Source organism: Roseovarius sp. MMSF_3350 (genome assembly GCF_030733425.1).
Lineage (GTDB): Bacteria > Pseudomonadota > Alphaproteobacteria > Rhodobacterales > Rhodobacteraceae > Roseovarius.
In genome coordinates this window covers 1-16145 of sequence record NZ_JASHIZ010000019.1, presented here as the reverse complement: position 1 = coordinate 16145, position 16145 = coordinate 1, and the positions used below count along the sequence as shown (strand labels likewise).

Here is a 16145-nt window from a genome sequence, read left to right as displayed (position 1 = left end):
ACGGCCCATTGACAGACCAAATCATATCAGGAGGAGATGACATGATAAAATTCACCAATATGTTAGCAGCGGTTGCCGTTTCGATCAGCGGTATGGCCGGAGCCACATACGCTCAAGATGTGACTCTCAAGATCGGATGGACCACCGCAGATTCTGAAAGTGATCCTTACGCAATCACAGCGCATAAATTCGCCGAGGCATTGGAAGAGGTCTCGCCCGGCACCTTCGAGGTACAGTTTTTCCCGAACAATCAGTTGGGTGATGAAAAGCAGATGGTCGAAGGGCTGTCTTTTGGTACGCTTGATATGGGTGTGATTACCAATGCTGTGGTTGCCAACCTTGAGCCAGCATTCCTTCTCAACGACATGCCGTTCTTGTATTCGAGTTCAAAACAAGCACATGAATTGCTGGACGGCGAAATAGGTATGGAGCTGATGACCAAGCTGGAAACCCGTGGCATAGTTGGTCTGGGCTTTGCCGAAAGCGGTTTTCGCAACATGCTGAACAATGTGCGCCCCGTAACTACTCCCGAAGATATTGTCGGTGTGAAATATCGGGTTATGCAGAACCCGGTTTTCGTCAGCATGTTCCAAAGCCTTGGAGGTGAGGCAGTTCCCATGGCGTGGGGAGAAGTATATACCGCAGTACAACAAGGAACCATTGACGGTCTGGAGATTCCCATTCCAGTGGTCAAGGGGAACAATTTTAGCGATATTGTCGAGTATCTCTCCCTAACGCGCCACACCTATACAACGCTGGAACTTCTCATTTCCAAGCGTGTGTTCTACAAGTTGGATGACGATCAGCAGGACGCGGTTCGCAAAGCCGCAACATTGGCCATTGAACGCCAGCGCGAAGTGGTTAGGCAAAACACCGAAAACATGATCGCCTCACTGAAGCAAGAAGGCATGGAAGTGAATGAAACGGAAGACCCCGCCGCATTCCGAAACCTCGTCGGTGATGTTTACGAGAAGTTCAAACCGGAAATCGGCGCGGAGCTTTTCGACCGCGCCCTAAACAATCTTCAATAATTCTCACTTTTGCGAAGTCTTTCGGGGCGGCCATGCTCCGGAAGACTACCCTACACCGTCAAAGGTAGGCTGATGTTTCCACGTTTTAATTCTTTTTCAGGCTCGATAGCGCGAGCAACAGATTGGATTGTGGCCATGATGGGGATTGTAATGATCGTCAGTCTGGTTTTGCAGGTATTCTCTCGATATATCCTAGGGGCGACATTCGTGTGGACCGAAGAGTTAGCCTTGTTGCTTTTCACATGGCTCTTGCTCTTAGCAATGACGTCGGCGGTTTATCACAACGGGCATGTCCGCCTCCTTTTCATCGTCGAAATATTGCCCCGGAAGCCCCGAGAGATATGGCTGAGCTTCCTTTCGCTGGTCGTTCTTATATTCTTTCTGGTCTTTGCCTGGTCGGGTTACCGATATGTCGCCGCGACGGTGGGACAAACATCTGCGGCAATCCGATATCCGGTTGAAGCCCTGCATCTGGCGGCGCCCGTCTGCGGAGTATTGGGCGCAATACAAGCGCTGAATCGCCTTATCAACCCGCTGACCTCAGCGAAGGAAGACTTCACATGAGTGCCACAGACTGGATTCTGATCGCGGGGTTTCTCTTTGCACTGCTTAGTGGGCTACCGGTCGTATTCGCACTGGGAATCGCCTCTATCCTTGGCCTTTTGATCACCGATATTGATCTCATCGTTTTGGCACAGCGGGTCGTCGCGGGATCACAGGTCTTTTCGCTGCTTGCTATTCCAGGCTTTATTTTGACTGGTAACCTGATGATGCATGGCGGCCTCTCGAAGCGCCTTGTTGCCTTGTGTCAGGTACTGGTCCGGCGGATGGTCGGGGGCTTGGGGATTGTAACGGTAATGGCAGCGACCTTCTTTGCCGCAATTTCGGGGTCAGCACCAGCGACCACCGCTGCCATTGGTGGCATCATGATCCCCGAGATGGAAAAGCGCGGCTGGAAGAAAGATTTTTCGACCGCCCTTGCCACCGCCTCCGGACCGATCGGACAGATGATTCCGCCCTCTATCCCGATGATCATCTGGGGTATCATCGCTGAGGAATCGATTAGCGATCTGTTTCTCGCAGGTATCATCCCGGGCATTCTGATCGCTCTCGGGTTGATGATGGTCAGCTATTTCAAAGCCCGCAAAGATGACATTTCACCCGAAACCGGGTGTCTGGAAAAAGGCGCGCTGCGCGCAACATTACGAGACAGCAAATGGGCGCTTGCGGCACCACTTATCATTCTGGGCGGGATTTATGGCGGCATATTCACACCGACGGAGGCCTCGGCCTTTGGTGTTGTGTATGCAACCTTTGTTGGATTGCTCGTTCATCGTGAGCTGGATATTCGCGAAATCGGCTCAATCGTCTCGGCATCAATGTGCACCACTGCGATGGTATGCTCAATTATCGCCGTTGCATCGGCATTCGGCTGGCTCATCGCGATGGAACGTCTGCCAGAGCGCCTGGCTGCTGCCATTCTGTCGGTATCGGATAACAAGATCCTTATCCTGCTGATGATCAACCTGCTATTGCTGTTTGTCGGCGCTATCATGGACAATATTGCAGCCATGATCATTCTTGGTCAGGTGCTCATAACGATTGGCGCACAACTCGGGATTGACCCCATCCATCTTGGGGCCATCGTCGTGATCAACTTTGCCATCGGCATGGCAACCCCGCCTTTTGGCTACTCGCTATTTGTCGGAGCGTCGATCAGCGGCCTCAAGGTTGAGCAGGTATCAAATGCCCTCTGGCCAATGTTGGGAGTTATGATTTTTGTACTGATGCTGGTTACCTATGTTCCCTGGATAACGCTTGCCTTGCCACAGCTGCTTAATTGAACCGCCTCTCTCAGAGAGGCGTTGAGGAGAAAGTAATGAGCTATATCAACTCCAACGGTGTACGACTTTACGTTGAATCGACCGGCAGGGGGCTTCCGATAGTTTTCGTGCATGAGTTTGCCGGAGACCATCGCAGCTGGGAACCTCAGGTTCGCTACTTTGGCCGACGCTATCGTTGTTTCAGCTTTAGTGCCCGGGGCTATATTCCATCCGATGTTCCTGAGAATGTGGATGCATACAATCAGGAAGCGTGGGTCGAGGATATCGCAAACATCATCCGAGAAACCGTAAAAGTACCAGCGCACATTATCGGCTTGTCAATGGGGGGGTATGCGACCCTGAATTTCGGTCTCGCTCATCCAGAAATGTGCCGATCACTTGTTATCGCCTCTGCAGGGCACGGATCAGATCTAGATCGGCGTAAGGAGTTTCTTTCCAGCACTGACAAAATGGCGGAGCGTATGCTCAACGAGGGTATGGATGACGCAACCCGTGAATATCGAAATGGTGAAGCGCGTCGATTGTTCCAGCTCAAAGATCCGCACGGCTTTGCCGAAGCAAATGCTCAGTTTGTCGAACATTCTGCCTTGGGCAGCGCACTGACTTCCCGAGGTTACCAAATGCGCCGGGCGACAATTTACGACCTGCAAGAAAGAATGGAAACATTGCAGATTCCGACGCTAATCATGGCCGGTGATCATGATGATCCATGCCTCGATCCAGCCCTGTTCATGAAGCGAACCATACCAGATTCTCGGTTATGGATCATGCCATATACAACCCACGCCCTGAACCTGGAGGAACCGGATATGTTCAACCGTGGCGTGCTGGATTTCCTGACTGAGATCGACGGTCGCGCATATCACACTCTTGAGAACGAACCACCCAAATGAGCGCGCGCCCTTCACCAAAAAAACGCCGCGAATTCATCCATTTCAGCCGTATTACCACGCGCTGGAAAGACAATGATGCCTATCGACACATCAACAATGTCACCTATTATTCTTTTTTCGATACCGCCCTGAACGAATTCCTGATCCGCGGGGGGCTGAATATCGAGCACAGTCCAGTAATTGGCCTGATTGCACATAGCCAATGCAACTACTTCAGCTCTCTGGCCTTTCCCGACTCCATCGATGTCGGCTTGAAAGCCAACCGGCTGGGCAATTCCAGCGTGACCTATGCGTTGGGGATATTTCGTGAAGGAGACGACCGCGCCGCGGCACAAGGGGAAATGGTGCATGTCTATGTCGACCGCAAGACAGGCCAGCCGGTCAGTATACCGCAGGAAATGCGCATGCATCTGGCCAAGGTAAAAAGTGAACCGAGGGATGATGATGTCTGACCAAATTATAACTGAAATTCAAGGCGCAACAGGTATTGTCACCCTCAATCGACCCGAACGCTATAATGCGATAAGCCTTGAGATGTGGCAGCGTTTACCACAAGCGATGCAAGGTCTGGAACAAAATCCGGCTGTTCGCACCATCATCCTGACCGGTGCAGGCGAAAACTATAGCTCAGGCGCCGATATATCCGAATTCGACGCGGTGCGCGCCACCGTCCAACAGGCCGAAGATTACGAAGTTGTTGTAGACACCTGCGGAGATGCAATTGAAAACCTGCGAAAACCAACCATCGCGGTAATTAACGGGTTTTGCCTTGGCGGTGCATGCCATCTTGCAATGGCGTGCGATTTCAGATTTGCCCGCCATGATGCCAGTTTTGCGATCCCCGCCGCGCGCCTTTCGATCGTTTACGGCCTCTCGGCCACGCGCAAGCTGATGTCGCTGGTTGGGCTATCCAACGCCAAACGCATTCTCTACTCGGCGCATCGGTTCTCCGCCGAAACGGGTCACACGATGGGATTCATTGATGAAATCAGCACAGATCCAATGGAAACAGCCCACGCGTTTTCAGCACAGATTGCCAACAATGCCCCACTAAGCCTGTCAGGAACTAAACTGATGCTGAATAGCATGGCAAAGGGACAGCAGAACATTGATACGGCTATTACCAAGGAGGTGATATCACGTGCCATAATGAGCCACGATTACCAGGAAGGCCGGACAGCTTTCCTTGAGAAAAGATCACCCCAGTTCACCGGCAAATGAAACCGCATCGCTAGTAGGGTATTCGCAAGTTTGACAATTCAGACAGGAATTTTCATGACAACGTTCACCTTCAACACGACGAAGTCCATCGTTTCGCGACCGGGCAGCGCCTCGGAACTTGGCCAGATTGCGGGCTCTCTCTTGGGTAGCTCGATATTGTTCATCACCGATCCCGGACTTCGTAAACTCGGTTTATGCGACCCCGCACTAGCATCACTGCAAACCGCCACATCCGAAGTTACTATTTTTGATGAGGTTGAAGCAGACCCTTCGCGCGAAACGCTTGAAAAAACCATAGACATCGGACGCGATAAAGGGGTGACGGGCGTTGTCGGTTTTGGTGGCGGATCATCTCAGGATGTTGCAAAACTGGCCGCGCTCATTTTGGGTTCAAACGAAGACTTGGATGAGGTCTGGGGGGTCGCAAATGCCAAAGGGCCGCGTTTGCCCCTTGTGCTTGTCCCAACCACAGCAGGCACCGGAAGCGAAGTAACACCCGTATCAATCATCACGGTCGGCAATGAAGAAAAACGCGGCGTGTCCAGCCCGGTCATCTTACCGGATATCGCCCTGTTAGACGCAGAACTCACGTTGGACCTGCCCGCCGCAATTACCGCCGCCACCGGCATCGACGCGATAGTGCATGCGATTGAGGCCTATGCCTCGACCAATCCCAACAACAATCCGATTAGCAAGATGCTGGCGCGCGAAGCACTCCGTCTTCTGGGGGGGAATATCGAGAAAGCCGTCGCAGAATCACAAGACATCGAGGCGCGTAGCGCCATGTTGCTTGGTTCAATGCTGGCAGGTCAGGCATTTGCAAACTCACCGGTTGCTGCCGTTCATGCCCTGGCATATCCAATCGGCGGGACGTTCCATGTGCCGCATGGGCTTTCTAATGCGCTGATGCTGCCGCATGTCCTGCGCTTCAACGCCCCCAATGCCTGGAACGCCTATAGCGAAATTGCCGTAGACGCCTTTCCGCGGCTCAAGGACATCGAAGGCGGTCAGGCGCGCTGTGCAGCATTTATTGACGCACTTGCGGAGTTGTCGGAAAAACTGGGCCTTCCTCAAAGGTTACGTGATGCTGACATTCCCCAAGAGGCTTTGGAAAAGATGTCTAGTGACGCGATGCTGCAAACCCGTCTGCTGGTGAATAACCCTCGTGAGATAACGCAGGCCGATGCGCTGGCTCTTTATACTGCTGCTTGGTGATTTAAGATGAGCGATCCTAATGCTGAAAACAGTGAAGTATGCGCCCCGTTCGATCCAGAACCGGCGCTCCCGGCTCATCGCCCCCCGCCCGGGGCTTGTGATTGCCATGCGCATATTGTTGAGCGTCGGAAAGAGTTTCCGTTTGCTGGAAATCGCAGCTATACGCCTTCACCGGCCTCACTCACAGCCTATCAGCATATGTTGGGGCGCCTTGGCCTTCACCGCGCGGTCATCGTACAGCCCAGCTTTTACGGAACCGACAACCGCGTTACAATGCAGGCGATAAGCAAGGCGGGATCGGATTTTCGCGCTGTTGTCGTTACAGATGAAAACATTTCAGACAGAGACCTATTGCAACTGAATTCCTCAGGTGCGCGTGGAGCACGGATAAATCTACTGTTTAAGGGTGGTTCTGGAATCAAGGATCTACCGCGTTATGCGGCGCGCCTCGGTGAAATCGGATGGCATATTCAGTTTCTGGTTGATGTATCCCATAATAATGATTCACTGTGGCAAACCCTAAAGCACCTGCCCTGTGATCTGGTTTTCGATCATATGGGGCATGTGCCGGTACATAAGGGTACCGGGAATGCCGGCTTTCAAAAGTTGTTGCGTTTCCTTGATACGGGCAAGGTCTGGGTCAAACTTTCCGGCGCATATCGGATAACAGCGGAGCCAAAACCGCCCTATCATGACACCGCACCATTCGCGCGGCTTCTTATAGAGAACTGCCCTGACAGGATGCTCTGGGGTACGGATTGGCCCCATCCGCAGATCCCTGTACCGATGCCCAATGATGGAGCATTACTCGACCTGCTATGGCGTTGGGTTCAAGACGACCTGACCTACGCAAAAATCTTAAAAGACAACCCTGCGCAGCTCTATGGATTTGGTTAGTTGTCATAATTAATATCAACACGTTGCGTATTCCCCGGGAGATTGGGAACATGATCAAGACCTCAATTGAAAACCCTTCGCAAACACTGCCTGACGCGTTTCGATCTCAGGCACAGGCATTTCCGGATAAGCTCGCACTAATCCTGCCACACGCCGACCCGGACGCGCTACCACGAACAATCAGCTTTGCTGAAGCAGATACGCTGATTGATCAATATGCACGGCAATTGAAGGGGTATGGACTACAGCACGGAAATCGTGTGGCTGTACGCCTTGAAAAGTCTGGCGAGGGTATTCTTCTATTTTTTGCCATTCTGCGGATCGGGTGCACATTCGTACCGGTTAACCCCGGCTTCACTGAGCGCGAAGCCGCGTTCCTTATTTCAGAATCGTCTCCATCAATGTTAATCGACAACTGCAAAACAGCTGAAAAGATACTGACTGACAAATCCATCCGCCATTGCGAGTTCATGACAGGCGGGCCCAATGATCTGACCTTGTCCGAGACAACCGCCCCCCTCGAAAGGGGAGAGACATCCCCGGATGATATAGCGGCAATACTATTTACATCCGGCACCACAGGCAGACCTAAAGGCGCACCTCTGTCGCACCGCAATCTGATGACCAACGCGGTAGAACTGGCCGAGTGCTGGAGCATCGGTCCGCATGACAGAGTTTTGCATGTACTTCCAGTATTTCATGCGCACGGGCTTTTTATTGCGGCCTGCATGCCACTTATTCACGGGGCCGGCCTGATATTCTTGCCCAAATTTGATGCCGCTCTGGTCATTCAGCATCTTACAAGCGCCACGGTCCTGATGGCCGTGCCCGCGATCTATACCCGACTTCTGGCGCATGAAGACTTTAACAATGCTTCCTGTTCATCCTTGCGTCTGATGACTGCCGGATCCGCGCCGCTTTCACCAGAGGTATTCGATGCGCTACAAAAACGCACCGGACTTATTGTGGTTGAACGCTATGGGCTGACCGAAACCAATATCCTGACATCAAACCCGGCCGATGGAAGCGCACAGATTGGCTCGGTTGGAAAACCCTTGCCAAGCGTTGAAATGCGTATTGTTGATGCCGATGGCAAAAAGGTTGAACCCGGCGCTGTCGGACGTGTCTGGGTGCGTGGCCCCGCAATTATCAAGGGCTATTTGAATCAGCCGGATGGTGTTGGGGCATGGTCTCAAGACGGACACTTCGATACAGGCGACATCGGTCGGAAAGACGAAAGAGGCTTTCTCTGGCTGGTTGGACGGAGCAAGGATCTTATCATAAGCGGTGGCTTCAACGTCTATCCACGAGAGGTTGAGATAGTGATTGAAAGCCTTGCCGAAGTCGAAGAGGCCATTGTATTCGGCGTTGCACATCCTGACTTTGGCGAGGGTGTTGTTGCTGCTGTAAAATCGACGCCAGGAGCAAAAGAGACCCCTGACCAAATTGAACGCGTCGTACGCGAGAACCTAGCACGATACAAACAACCGAAAAAGATCATTTTTGTTTCAGATTTTCCCCGCAACTCCCTAGGCAAAGTTCTGAAAATCCAACTACGTGAAAAATATGCCGACGTATTTCTTTAACAGTAGGCGAGGTAGGCGGTGTCAGGGCACTGTCAAAGGAAACCGGGTTGAGAAGCAATCGGCTGCGGCCTAGCCTGCCCGGATGACAAAACGCGACCCATTCAAGTATTTCAAAACCAGCCGGGGGCAATGTCAGAGGAAACCGGGTTGAGGCGGCATTGGGGCATTGCCAAATTATCTGCCGTGGACTGGAATAAGCGTGAGACCGCGCAATCAGGCCGATAGTTCGGCAGCATAACCTTCCCACAGATTGAACGCGTCGGCTCTGTGATGTGATCCCCTGAAATGCCCCCGATCTTGGTTAGAGTTTTCCGCATCGAATCCCTGGCTGGGAGAGGAGCGGATACGCATGAAGACGTCAAAGTTCACGGACGCGCAGAAGGCGTTCATCAGGGATTGCCAACTTGTTTCCACCTGACTGAGAGGATCGCGAGCTTTGCCTATCAGGCGGTCATTTCGGCAGTATAGCTTTGCCATAGGTCGAAAGCGTCCGCCCTGGCGTGGCGATATGAGATAGCGGAAAGTTGAAAGCGACGCGGACGAAAGACGGTGTTGATCTGATCATGGGCAGCCAGAAATCTCTGTGCCTGTTGGGGCGATTTGAACCGCCCCATTAGCTTCTCGCGTTTTCGTGTTGGCCTATGTGATCCTTCAATCATGTTGTTCAAGCCCTTGTGTGCGCGATGATCCGCGCGCGGTACAAGGTCCCGGATCGGCTTGAAATAGCTCCGCAACTTATCCGTGATCACAACACGGGCTTCACCGAATCGGTTGATCAACCTTGCCAGAAAACGCCTTGCAGCCTTGGCGTTCCGCTGTGCCTGAACGAGAATGTCGAGCACGTCGCCGCTCGCGTCAACTGCTCGCCAGAGCCAGTATTTTCTGCCGTTGATTGGGATGACGACCTCATCCAGGTGCCATTTGTCGACTGCATCCGGTCTGTCGCGCCTGATGCAACCGGCGAAGTGGGCCCCAAAGCGGTTTACCCATTTCCGGATCGTTTCGCGGCTGACCACCACACCCCGAGCGGCAAGAAGATCCTCGGCATCTGCCGTGCTGAGCGCAAAGCGATGGTAGGCCCAGACCGCATATGCGATGACCTCACGAGGAAACCGGTAGCCTTTCAGGCGCGGCATGGTGGATGGTATATTCATGCCCGACGCCTAACCAAGCCCCGCTCGGCAAACTAGTTGGCAATCCCTTTTTAACTCGTCACGTCATTGCTTGGGCAGTGTTATTGACCGGTAAGCCACCCAGAGACCACGCCACTCGGAGAGCGCAGCGCCCCTAGGGTTTGCGATGAGTTCAGGATCCAAGCCGATTATGCACGAACAATCAAAATGGTTAGGTCAGATGAGGCTGAGCACAGAAATCTATCCTTGCCAATCGCTCTCAGGGCGTTTCAACTGTGGCTCTCGATGAGATTGACGCAGGAGATTTCTGTATGGCTGGTAAATTCGAGCTTTTCCAAGACAAGGCAGGAGAGTTCCGTTTCCGCCTGAAAGCGGGCAATGGAGAGATCATCTTGGGGAGCGAGGGCTACGAACAAAAATCCAGCGCCGAAAATGGCATCGCATCGGTGAAATCGAATGCGCCCCTGGACGAGCGCTACGAGCGTAAAACCAATTCCGCAGGAAAGCCGATGTTCAATCTCAAGGCAAGCAACGGCCAAGTCATAGGAACCAGCGAGGCCTATGGCAGCGCGTCAGCACGAGAAAATGGAATCGCGTCAGTGAAATACAATGCACCCGGTGCGCGGGTCGATGACCAGACTAGCTGACGTAAGGACTTCGGCGTCTAGCCGTTGTAAATCTACCGAACAGCATCTGTGTCGATTACGGCCTAAAGTTCGCCGCGCGGGCGCTCGACCAGTGGATTAGCCTGGGCTCTCGGACCCACCGAAAGTTTCTGGGATAACACCCGGGACGGGAGTGGGCAAAACTTGGGGGTCAGGCTGTCATTTGTGAGACAGCCAATCGCCCATCGAGGACAGCGGCTCTTGTGACGGCGACGTGATGCGCGCTTTTGGGTGACCATCTCATGCGTTGCCGTTTGCCCATCCGAGTATTTCCAATTTCATCGACGCATCCTTCTGCGCGAGAGGATGAAATCGCTAAACCATTCCGATACCGCCAACCATAATCGGTGAGCGCATCGAAGTTGTTGGCCAGGTACGAATACAGTTCTCGACATCGCGCCTTGACCCTCGCCGCCGCTTCGCGGACTTCAGCATCGATTTTGGATCTTTTCAGGCCCGCCCCGTATCACCGTACTCAGACAGTTGTCCCGATCGGCAGGTCGCGTTTCCTTTCCCCGGTCGCTTCAAAGAGAGCGTTTGCCACTGCAGGCGGTACAGGCGGCACACCTGGCTCTCCGACGCCGGTGGCATGCACGGAAAACGGATGAGGCATTATGTGGGTGGTGACCGAAGGATAGTTATCTGAGCGTACCACATCGTAATCGTAGAAATTGGATTCCACCACTGCGCCATCCCGGTACGTGATACCGGAATGCAAAGCCACCGTCATACCCATCACGGCTGCGCCCTGCATCTGGCTTTCAACCCGCTCCGGATTGGCGCAGAAGCCACAATCGATCGCCATGTGCATTTCAGGCACCGTTATCCTGCCATCCACGATTTTCACGCGTGCAGCGGCCGCGACATAGGACACGAAGCTCCGGTGGACAGCAAGGCCGATACCTTCGCCCTCCGGGAGCTCCTTGCCGTAGCCGATTCCGTCGGCAGCGACGTTCAGCACTTTGGCGAGTCGTCCCGTCTCTATCGGAAACTCTGTCATAGGCTCGCCGTAGTTCCAGAAGTTATCGGGCAGTCCGGCCGCCGCTGGATCAAGCTGACGGGGCTCACCGATCAGTTCGAGCCACATCTCTCTCTGGTTTTTTCCAAGCTCCGCAGCCAGTTCTCCAACGAATGAGCCGATCGCCCAGGCGTGCGGTATGTTCGAGACGGCACGGAACCAGCCAATTCTTGTGTGGGCCAGTGCCTTGCCGCTTTCGCATCGGATGTTCGCGATGTCGAACGGCAAGTCATTCAGGCCCATCCCTTGCTCCAGCGGCAGGACGTTGCCTTCGTCCGGAGCGAACGTCGACAGTATTGATGGCGCGACCGACCTGTGCAGCCATCCCGTAACCTTATTGTCCGCATCGAGTGCCACCTCGATCCGTTCTGCCGAGGTCGTATGATAGAACGAGTGTTGTACGTCATCCTCGCGCGTCCACTGCACCCTGACAGGCGCGCCCACGGCCTTGGACAAAAGCGCAGCTTCGGTCACGAAGTCGGCTTTCGATTTCCGTCCGAAGCCGCCCCCCAGAAGCGTGACGTTGACCCGGACCTTTTCCGGGTCCAGTCCCAAGGCCTTCGCCGTGTCGGTCCTGGTGGTGTAGGGGCTTTGGACTGGCGCCCAGATTTCCAGCCCCTCGTCAGTGTAATTGGCGAGCGCGGCCGGTGGCTCCATCGGGATATGCGCCATGTGGGCTTGCGTGTACGTGCGCGCAAAGACCTTGTCTGCGGAGGCAAGGGCACCATCGACGTCCCCTTGCGTACGCGCACTGGTGCCTGGTTTCTCAGAGGTGGCGATCAGCTCCTGCATGTAGGAATCGGAGTTGTAACTCCCATGCTCTCCGGACTCCCATTCGATTTCGAGCGCGTCACGTCCTTTGATCGCCGCGAATGTATTGGTCGCAATCACGGCAATGCCGCCAAGGGGCGCAAACTTTTGCCCGAGGCCCCCATATGGCAGCTCTTGCACGCTCTCCACACCTGGGATGTTGAGTGCCTCGGTGGCATCAAAGGAGATAGCCTTGCCACCCACCACGGGCGACCGGGCGATGACGGCGAATTTCATGCCGTCAAGTGTCACGTCGGCGCCGTAGGTGGCTTTGCCTGTTGTGATGTCGTGAAGGTCCGTGATCTGAACCTCGCCCTTGCCGATATAACGGAACTGGTCCTCCGTCTTGTAGGCGATCTCTTCGTGCGGCGGCACGGGCTGGCTCATCGCGGCCTCTGCAAGGTCTCCGAAACCAGCTGTCTGGCCTCCAGGGCCTTTGACCTCGTGCATCTCGACCGTGACCTGATCAGGCTCCACGCCCCATTCCTGCGCAGCGGCACGCGCCAGCATGGTTCTGACAGAACCGCCGATCTTGCGCGCCATTTGAATATGGTGCCGCATCGAGCGTGACCCGTCCGTGTCCTGGTTACCATATTTCGGCTCGTCGCCGGGGGCCTGGACGATCTTCACGCGCGACCAGTCGGCCTCCATCTCATCTGCCATCACCATGGGGATCGAGGTCCGGCTGCCGGTGCCCATCTCGGAACGATGCGCCACCAGCGTTACGATGCCGTCGGCGTCTATCGAAACGAAGATCAGAGGGTCTTCGACGATGCCGTTCGCCATGCCGGTAGCTCCGGTCGGATAAGTGTCAAAGGAACTGGCTGGGAAAGCATAAGCCGCAAGCGCGAACGCGCCTGTCGTTCCGAGGAAGCCCCGACGGGAGATCTTGGTCAAGTGGACCGTTTCGCTTGTTGCGGCAAGAGGGTCAATAAATTTCAACATGGCTCAGCTCCCTGTGCTCGCGAGACGGACCGCGTCGACGATCCTCTGGTAACATCCGCAGCGACAGACATTGCCGGACATCGAAGTCAGGATTTCCTCGTCGGTTGGCTTGGGGTTTTCGGATAGCAGCGAGGCGGCTTGCATGATCTGTCCGGTTTGGCAGAACCCGCATTGCGGTACGTTGAGGTCACGCCAGGCGATCTGGAGCGCGTGGTTGCCATCTGGATCAAGACCCTCGATCGTAGTCACCTCACGCCCTTCAACGTCGGACAGCGTGAGCTGACAGGATTTCTGCGCCATACCGTCGACATGAACCGTACAAGCCCCGCAAAGACCTGCACCACATCCGTATTTCGTACCGGGCAAGCCAGCTATGTCGCGTATCGCCCAGAGCAGCGGCATTGCAGGATCTTCGGAGAACTCCGTCTCCGAGCCGTTAAGCATGATTTTGGTCATGATTTCCTCCCAGACCCAAATTTAATTCGAGCAACTGCCGCGCCTTTTCGATGCGCGACGAAAACAACTATTGGAGAATCGCTATTGCAGATGAGTGTACCACGTCAGGCCTCTAATTGCGCCGTCACTTGGATGTGGCACGCGAACGCTCTTTTCGTCAGATTTTCGCTTCATTCTTCCGCGTGCAATCGAAAAAGAGACGAAACATCCGTTTTGCGACGTTGCAGCCGACAGTCTCGGTCGATGCACTGCTGCATCTGCAAACTTTGGTTTCGAGCAACTTACGTTTTAAACTTAGAGCGGAGCTCCGCTACAGAGGGCATGAATGTCCGGTCTGGAACGTTTGCATTTTTGAATAGTCTTGATGAAGGTCTGGAATGTCCCGAACAGCGGAACTTGGCGCCACCCGCAGCTAGGGACCGCTGCCCGCCCCTTCCTGCCGACAATGCACTATCCACCCGGCCCTTTGAGCTTAAGCCAGTACCGTGTGTATCGGCGTTCGCCAGTACGCGTTAGGGCACCAATCTCGACTAGTTCCTGTAGGTCCCTGGTCGCGGTTGCTCGCGATGTTCCGGAGATCGAAATATAGTTCTCCGCACTCAGGCCACCTTTGAACCCATCCGGCCCCTCGCGGAACATGCGCTCGATAACCTTGGCCTGCCTTTCATTCAACGCGTCGCGATACCGGTCATAGAAATGTGCATTGGCAATGAAAAAGCCCACGCGGTCGAGGGTGACCTGCTGCGCTTCCAGAACGATCTCTGCAAACCACACCAGCCAAGGCGTGACATCTAGCGTCTTCTGGTGCCGCTCAAGCTGATTGTAATAGTCCTTGCGTTTTCGCTCGATGGTGAAGGCCAGCGCGATCAGGCTCGGCTGCCCAATGTTCTGAGCCAGGGACTTTTCGGCCAGGGCCCGACCCAAACGACCATTCCCATCTTCAAACGGATGGATGCTTTCAAAGTAGAGATGACTGAGACCGGCGCGCGTCAACGCTGGCAGGGGCTCTTCGGCACCCGGCCCGGTCCGTTTGAACCAGTCGATATACCGGTCCATCTCATCCGGAACCTGCGCAGATGGCGGAGCCTCAAAATGCACGACGGGGCGATCAAGACGACCCGAGACGATCTGCATGGCATCCTCGTGTCGCCGGTACGACCCGATGGTCTCCAAGCGTTTATCGAATGACAAAAGCATCCCGTGCCACCGAAACAGGGTGTCGTGCGTTAGGGGCTCGGCATAGGTCGAGTAGACGTCGACCATCATCTCAGCCACACCCTGTTCCCGAGGTTTGTTCGGATAATTGTCCGGTCCCAATCCGAGATGTCGGCGCAGCGAGGACTGCACGCTGCGCCGGTCCAGTATCTCGCCTTCGATGGCGCTAGTTTTCATGGCCTCATCGCTCAGTAGGTCGATGCGGAGTTGATCACGCTCTGCCGAATTGACATGCTGAACGGCACCCAGGATTTCGCCTGACGACAGCAGGAACCGCTGCTCGAGTGGCGCAAGCTCTGCATCGTCGTACCGGAAATTCGGCCAACCGGGTACCTGCCAGTTCCATGCCATGAGCTATAGAACTCCTTTCTATAACTCACATATAGACTATTTTTGAGTTATAGAGTTCAATTTTATGCCTCACGGCGACAACGCCGTGTAGCAACCTGATACCCGTGGACCTCAATTCCTCTTAAGTCGCCGGCTGATTGAAAGTCAGAGCGCGACCGATTGAAAGCAGGCGGCGCTACGTGTCCAGATTCCTGCATATTTCGGACGTCAAGTGTCTGACAGGTCCAGCTCCGGAAGGTCCCGTAAGCTCTGCAGATCGAAGGTCACGAGGAACGTCTCTGTCGTTACGAAAGTATGCGGCGCACCCGGGCGCGGTGACCGCGGCCCAGATGCAATCAGGTCCTTGTAGCGTAGCCGGGCCAACAGATCGCGGCTGACCTCCTTGCCAAAGATGTCTGCCAGCCCCGCCCGGTCGATCGGCTGGTGATAGGCGACGGCGCAGAGCACGCCCATTTCCATCTCGGTGAAGGCCAGCGAATGCTCGCCAAGGTCGGCCGCAGCCTTGATCGCATCCGCGAACTGGGTCTTCGTTTGGAACATCCAGCCGCCAGCAACTTGAGTCAGTTCGTAGGGACGGCCGGTCAACTCGGCTTGGATGTCGTCGATCAGCATCTCGACCGACGCCCCCTGCCCCACCACGCGGGCCAGGTCGTCGCGACCAACCGGCTTCGCGCTGGCGAAGAGCACTGCCTCGATCCGACCCATCCATTCGCGCCAACGCAACTTCGGGGGAAGGTCGTCAAGCTCCCGGTCGAAGTGGGCGTGGCCATCATCCGCTGACTTCTGTTTCCTGGTCGCAACACTCATGACGTGATCCCGTAGAGACGGAAGGTCGACCGCCCGGTCAGTTCCCGCGCCACGCCCA

Annotated in this window: 15 protein-coding genes and 1 pseudogene; 10 read left to right on the top strand and 6 right to left on the bottom strand. The window is 54.8% G+C overall.

Features of this window, described 5'->3' with window-relative positions; translation table 11 throughout:
* Positions 1–41: 41 nt before the first annotated feature.
* From RBB31_RS16290 to RBB31_RS16250, 9 genes are all read left to right on the top strand, one after another.
* Positions 42–1031, top strand: a complete 990-nt coding sequence (locus tag RBB31_RS16290; protein ID WP_306130360.1) for a TRAP transporter substrate-binding protein — start codon at positions 42–44, stop codon at positions 1029–1031.
* A gap of 72 nt (positions 1032–1103) precedes the next feature.
* Entirely contained in the window at positions 1104–1595 is a 492-nt protein-coding gene (locus RBB31_RS16285; protein WP_306130359.1) for a TRAP transporter small permease, read from the top strand.
* On the top strand, positions 1592–2875 hold the full coding sequence (locus tag RBB31_RS16280) for a TRAP transporter large permease (protein WP_306130358.1): 1284 nt from the start codon (positions 1592–1594) through the stop codon (positions 2873–2875). The genes RBB31_RS16285 and RBB31_RS16280 overlap by 4 nt, the downstream gene beginning before the upstream one ends.
* Positions 2876–2910: 35 nt before the next feature.
* Positions 2911–3768: an alpha/beta fold hydrolase gene (locus RBB31_RS16275; RefSeq protein WP_306130357.1), complete on the top strand. Its 858-nt coding sequence runs from the start codon at positions 2911–2913 to the stop codon at positions 3766–3768.
* On the top strand, positions 3765–4220 hold the full coding sequence (locus RBB31_RS16270) for a thioesterase family protein (RefSeq protein ID WP_306130356.1): 456 nt from the start codon (positions 3765–3767) through the stop codon (positions 4218–4220). Before RBB31_RS16275 ends, RBB31_RS16270 begins: the two co-directional genes overlap by 4 nt.
* Entirely contained in the window at positions 4213–4989 is a 777-nt protein-coding gene (locus RBB31_RS16265) for an enoyl-CoA hydratase-related protein (RefSeq protein ID WP_306130355.1), read from the top strand. The genes RBB31_RS16270 and RBB31_RS16265 overlap by 8 nt, the downstream gene beginning before the upstream one ends.
* Before the next feature lie 54 nt (positions 4990–5043).
* Positions 5044–6204 carry an iron-containing alcohol dehydrogenase gene (locus RBB31_RS16260; RefSeq protein WP_306130354.1) on the top strand — a complete coding sequence of 387 codons (1161 nt, stop codon included), beginning with the start codon at positions 5044–5046 and terminating at the stop codon, positions 6202–6204.
* Positions 6205–6210: 6 nt separating this feature from the next.
* Positions 6211–7101, top strand: coding sequence for an amidohydrolase family protein (locus tag RBB31_RS16255; protein WP_306130353.1), 891 nt, complete (start codon positions 6211–6213; stop codon positions 7099–7101).
* A 50-nt stretch (positions 7102–7151) separates the two neighbouring features.
* Positions 7152–8687 carry an AMP-binding protein gene (locus RBB31_RS16250; protein ID WP_306130352.1) on the top strand — a complete coding sequence of 512 codons (1536 nt, stop codon included), beginning with the start codon at positions 7152–7154 and terminating at the stop codon, positions 8685–8687.
* Between the two features lie 443 nt (positions 8688–9130).
* Here RBB31_RS16250 and RBB31_RS16245 read toward each other — a convergent pair whose 3' ends face one another.
* Positions 9131–9841, bottom strand: coding sequence for an IS6 family transposase (locus RBB31_RS16245; RefSeq protein ID WP_306130351.1), 711 nt, complete (start codon positions 9839–9841; stop codon positions 9131–9133).
* A 290-nt stretch (positions 9842–10131) separates the two neighbouring features.
* On the opposite strand from RBB31_RS16245, the gene RBB31_RS16240 reads away from it, so the two are divergent.
* Positions 10132–10467: a YegP family protein gene (locus RBB31_RS16240; RefSeq protein WP_306130350.1), complete on the top strand. Its 336-nt coding sequence runs from the start codon at positions 10132–10134 to the stop codon at positions 10465–10467.
* Positions 10468–10636: 169 nt separating this feature from the next.
* On the opposite strand, the pseudogene RBB31_RS16235 reads toward RBB31_RS16240, so the two are convergent.
* From RBB31_RS16235 to RBB31_RS16215, 5 genes and pseudogenes are all read right to left on the bottom strand, one after another.
* Positions 10637–10915, bottom strand: a pseudogene (locus tag RBB31_RS16235) (ISKra4 family transposase); the annotation flags it as partial.
* A 45-nt stretch (positions 10916–10960) separates the two neighbouring features.
* Entirely contained in the window at positions 10961–13258 is a 2298-nt protein-coding gene (locus RBB31_RS16230) for a xanthine dehydrogenase family protein molybdopterin-binding subunit (RefSeq protein WP_306130349.1), read from the bottom strand.
* Between the two features lie 3 nt (positions 13259–13261).
* The gene (locus tag RBB31_RS16225) at positions 13262–13714 is read right to left on the bottom strand and encodes a (2Fe-2S)-binding protein (RefSeq protein WP_306130348.1); all 453 of its coding nucleotides are present in this window, start codon (positions 13712–13714) and stop codon (positions 13262–13264) included.
* Between the two features lie 450 nt (positions 13715–14164).
* Positions 14165–15280, bottom strand: a complete 1116-nt coding sequence (locus RBB31_RS16220) for a Fic family protein (protein ID WP_306130347.1) — start codon at positions 15278–15280, stop codon at positions 14165–14167.
* Positions 15281–15487: 207 nt separating this feature from the next.
* A complete protein-coding gene (locus RBB31_RS16215; RefSeq protein WP_306130386.1) occupies positions 15488–16087 on the bottom strand; it encodes an SMC-Scp complex subunit ScpB in 600 nt (199 codons plus the stop codon).
* Between the last annotated feature and the right edge of the window lie 58 nt (positions 16088–16145).

Bases quoted from the DNA above. Each gene is read 5' to 3' on its own strand.
- RBB31_RS16290 (WP_306130360.1), top strand. From the start codon at position 42: ATGATAAAATTCACCAATATGTTAGCAGCGGTTGCCGTTTCGATCAGC.
- RBB31_RS16285 (WP_306130359.1), top strand. From the start codon at position 1,104: ATGTTTCCACGTTTTAATTCTTTTTCAGGCTCGATAGCGCGAGCAACA.
- RBB31_RS16280 (WP_306130358.1), top strand. From the start codon at position 1,592: ATGAGTGCCACAGACTGGATTCTGATCGCGGGGTTTCTCTTTGCACTG.
- RBB31_RS16275 (WP_306130357.1), top strand. From the start codon at position 2,911: ATGAGCTATATCAACTCCAACGGTGTACGACTTTACGTTGAATCGACC.
- RBB31_RS16270 (WP_306130356.1), top strand. From the start codon at position 3,765: ATGAGCGCGCGCCCTTCACCAAAAAAACGCCGCGAATTCATCCATTTC.
- RBB31_RS16265 (WP_306130355.1), top strand. From the start codon at position 4,213: ATGTCTGACCAAATTATAACTGAAATTCAAGGCGCAACAGGTATTGTC.
- RBB31_RS16260 (WP_306130354.1), top strand. From the start codon at position 5,044: ATGACAACGTTCACCTTCAACACGACGAAGTCCATCGTTTCGCGACCG.
- RBB31_RS16255 (WP_306130353.1), top strand. From the start codon at position 6,211: ATGAGCGATCCTAATGCTGAAAACAGTGAAGTATGCGCCCCGTTCGAT.
- RBB31_RS16250 (WP_306130352.1), top strand. From the start codon at position 7,152: ATGATCAAGACCTCAATTGAAAACCCTTCGCAAACACTGCCTGACGCG.
- RBB31_RS16245 (WP_306130351.1), bottom strand. From the start codon at position 9,841: ATGAATATACCATCCACCATGCCGCGCCTGAAAGGCTACCGGTTTCCT.
- RBB31_RS16240 (WP_306130350.1), top strand. From the start codon at position 10,132: ATGGCTGGTAAATTCGAGCTTTTCCAAGACAAGGCAGGAGAGTTCCGT.
- RBB31_RS16230 (WP_306130349.1), bottom strand. From the start codon at position 13,258: ATGTTGAAATTTATTGACCCTCTTGCCGCAACAAGCGAAACGGTCCAC.
- RBB31_RS16225 (WP_306130348.1), bottom strand. From the start codon at position 13,714: ATGACCAAAATCATGCTTAACGGCTCGGAGACGGAGTTCTCCGAAGAT.
- RBB31_RS16220 (WP_306130347.1), bottom strand. From the start codon at position 15,280: ATGGCATGGAACTGGCAGGTACCCGGTTGGCCGAATTTCCGGTACGAC.
- RBB31_RS16215 (WP_306130386.1), bottom strand. From the start codon at position 16,087: ATGAGTGTTGCGACCAGGAAACAGAAGTCAGCGGATGATGGCCACGCC.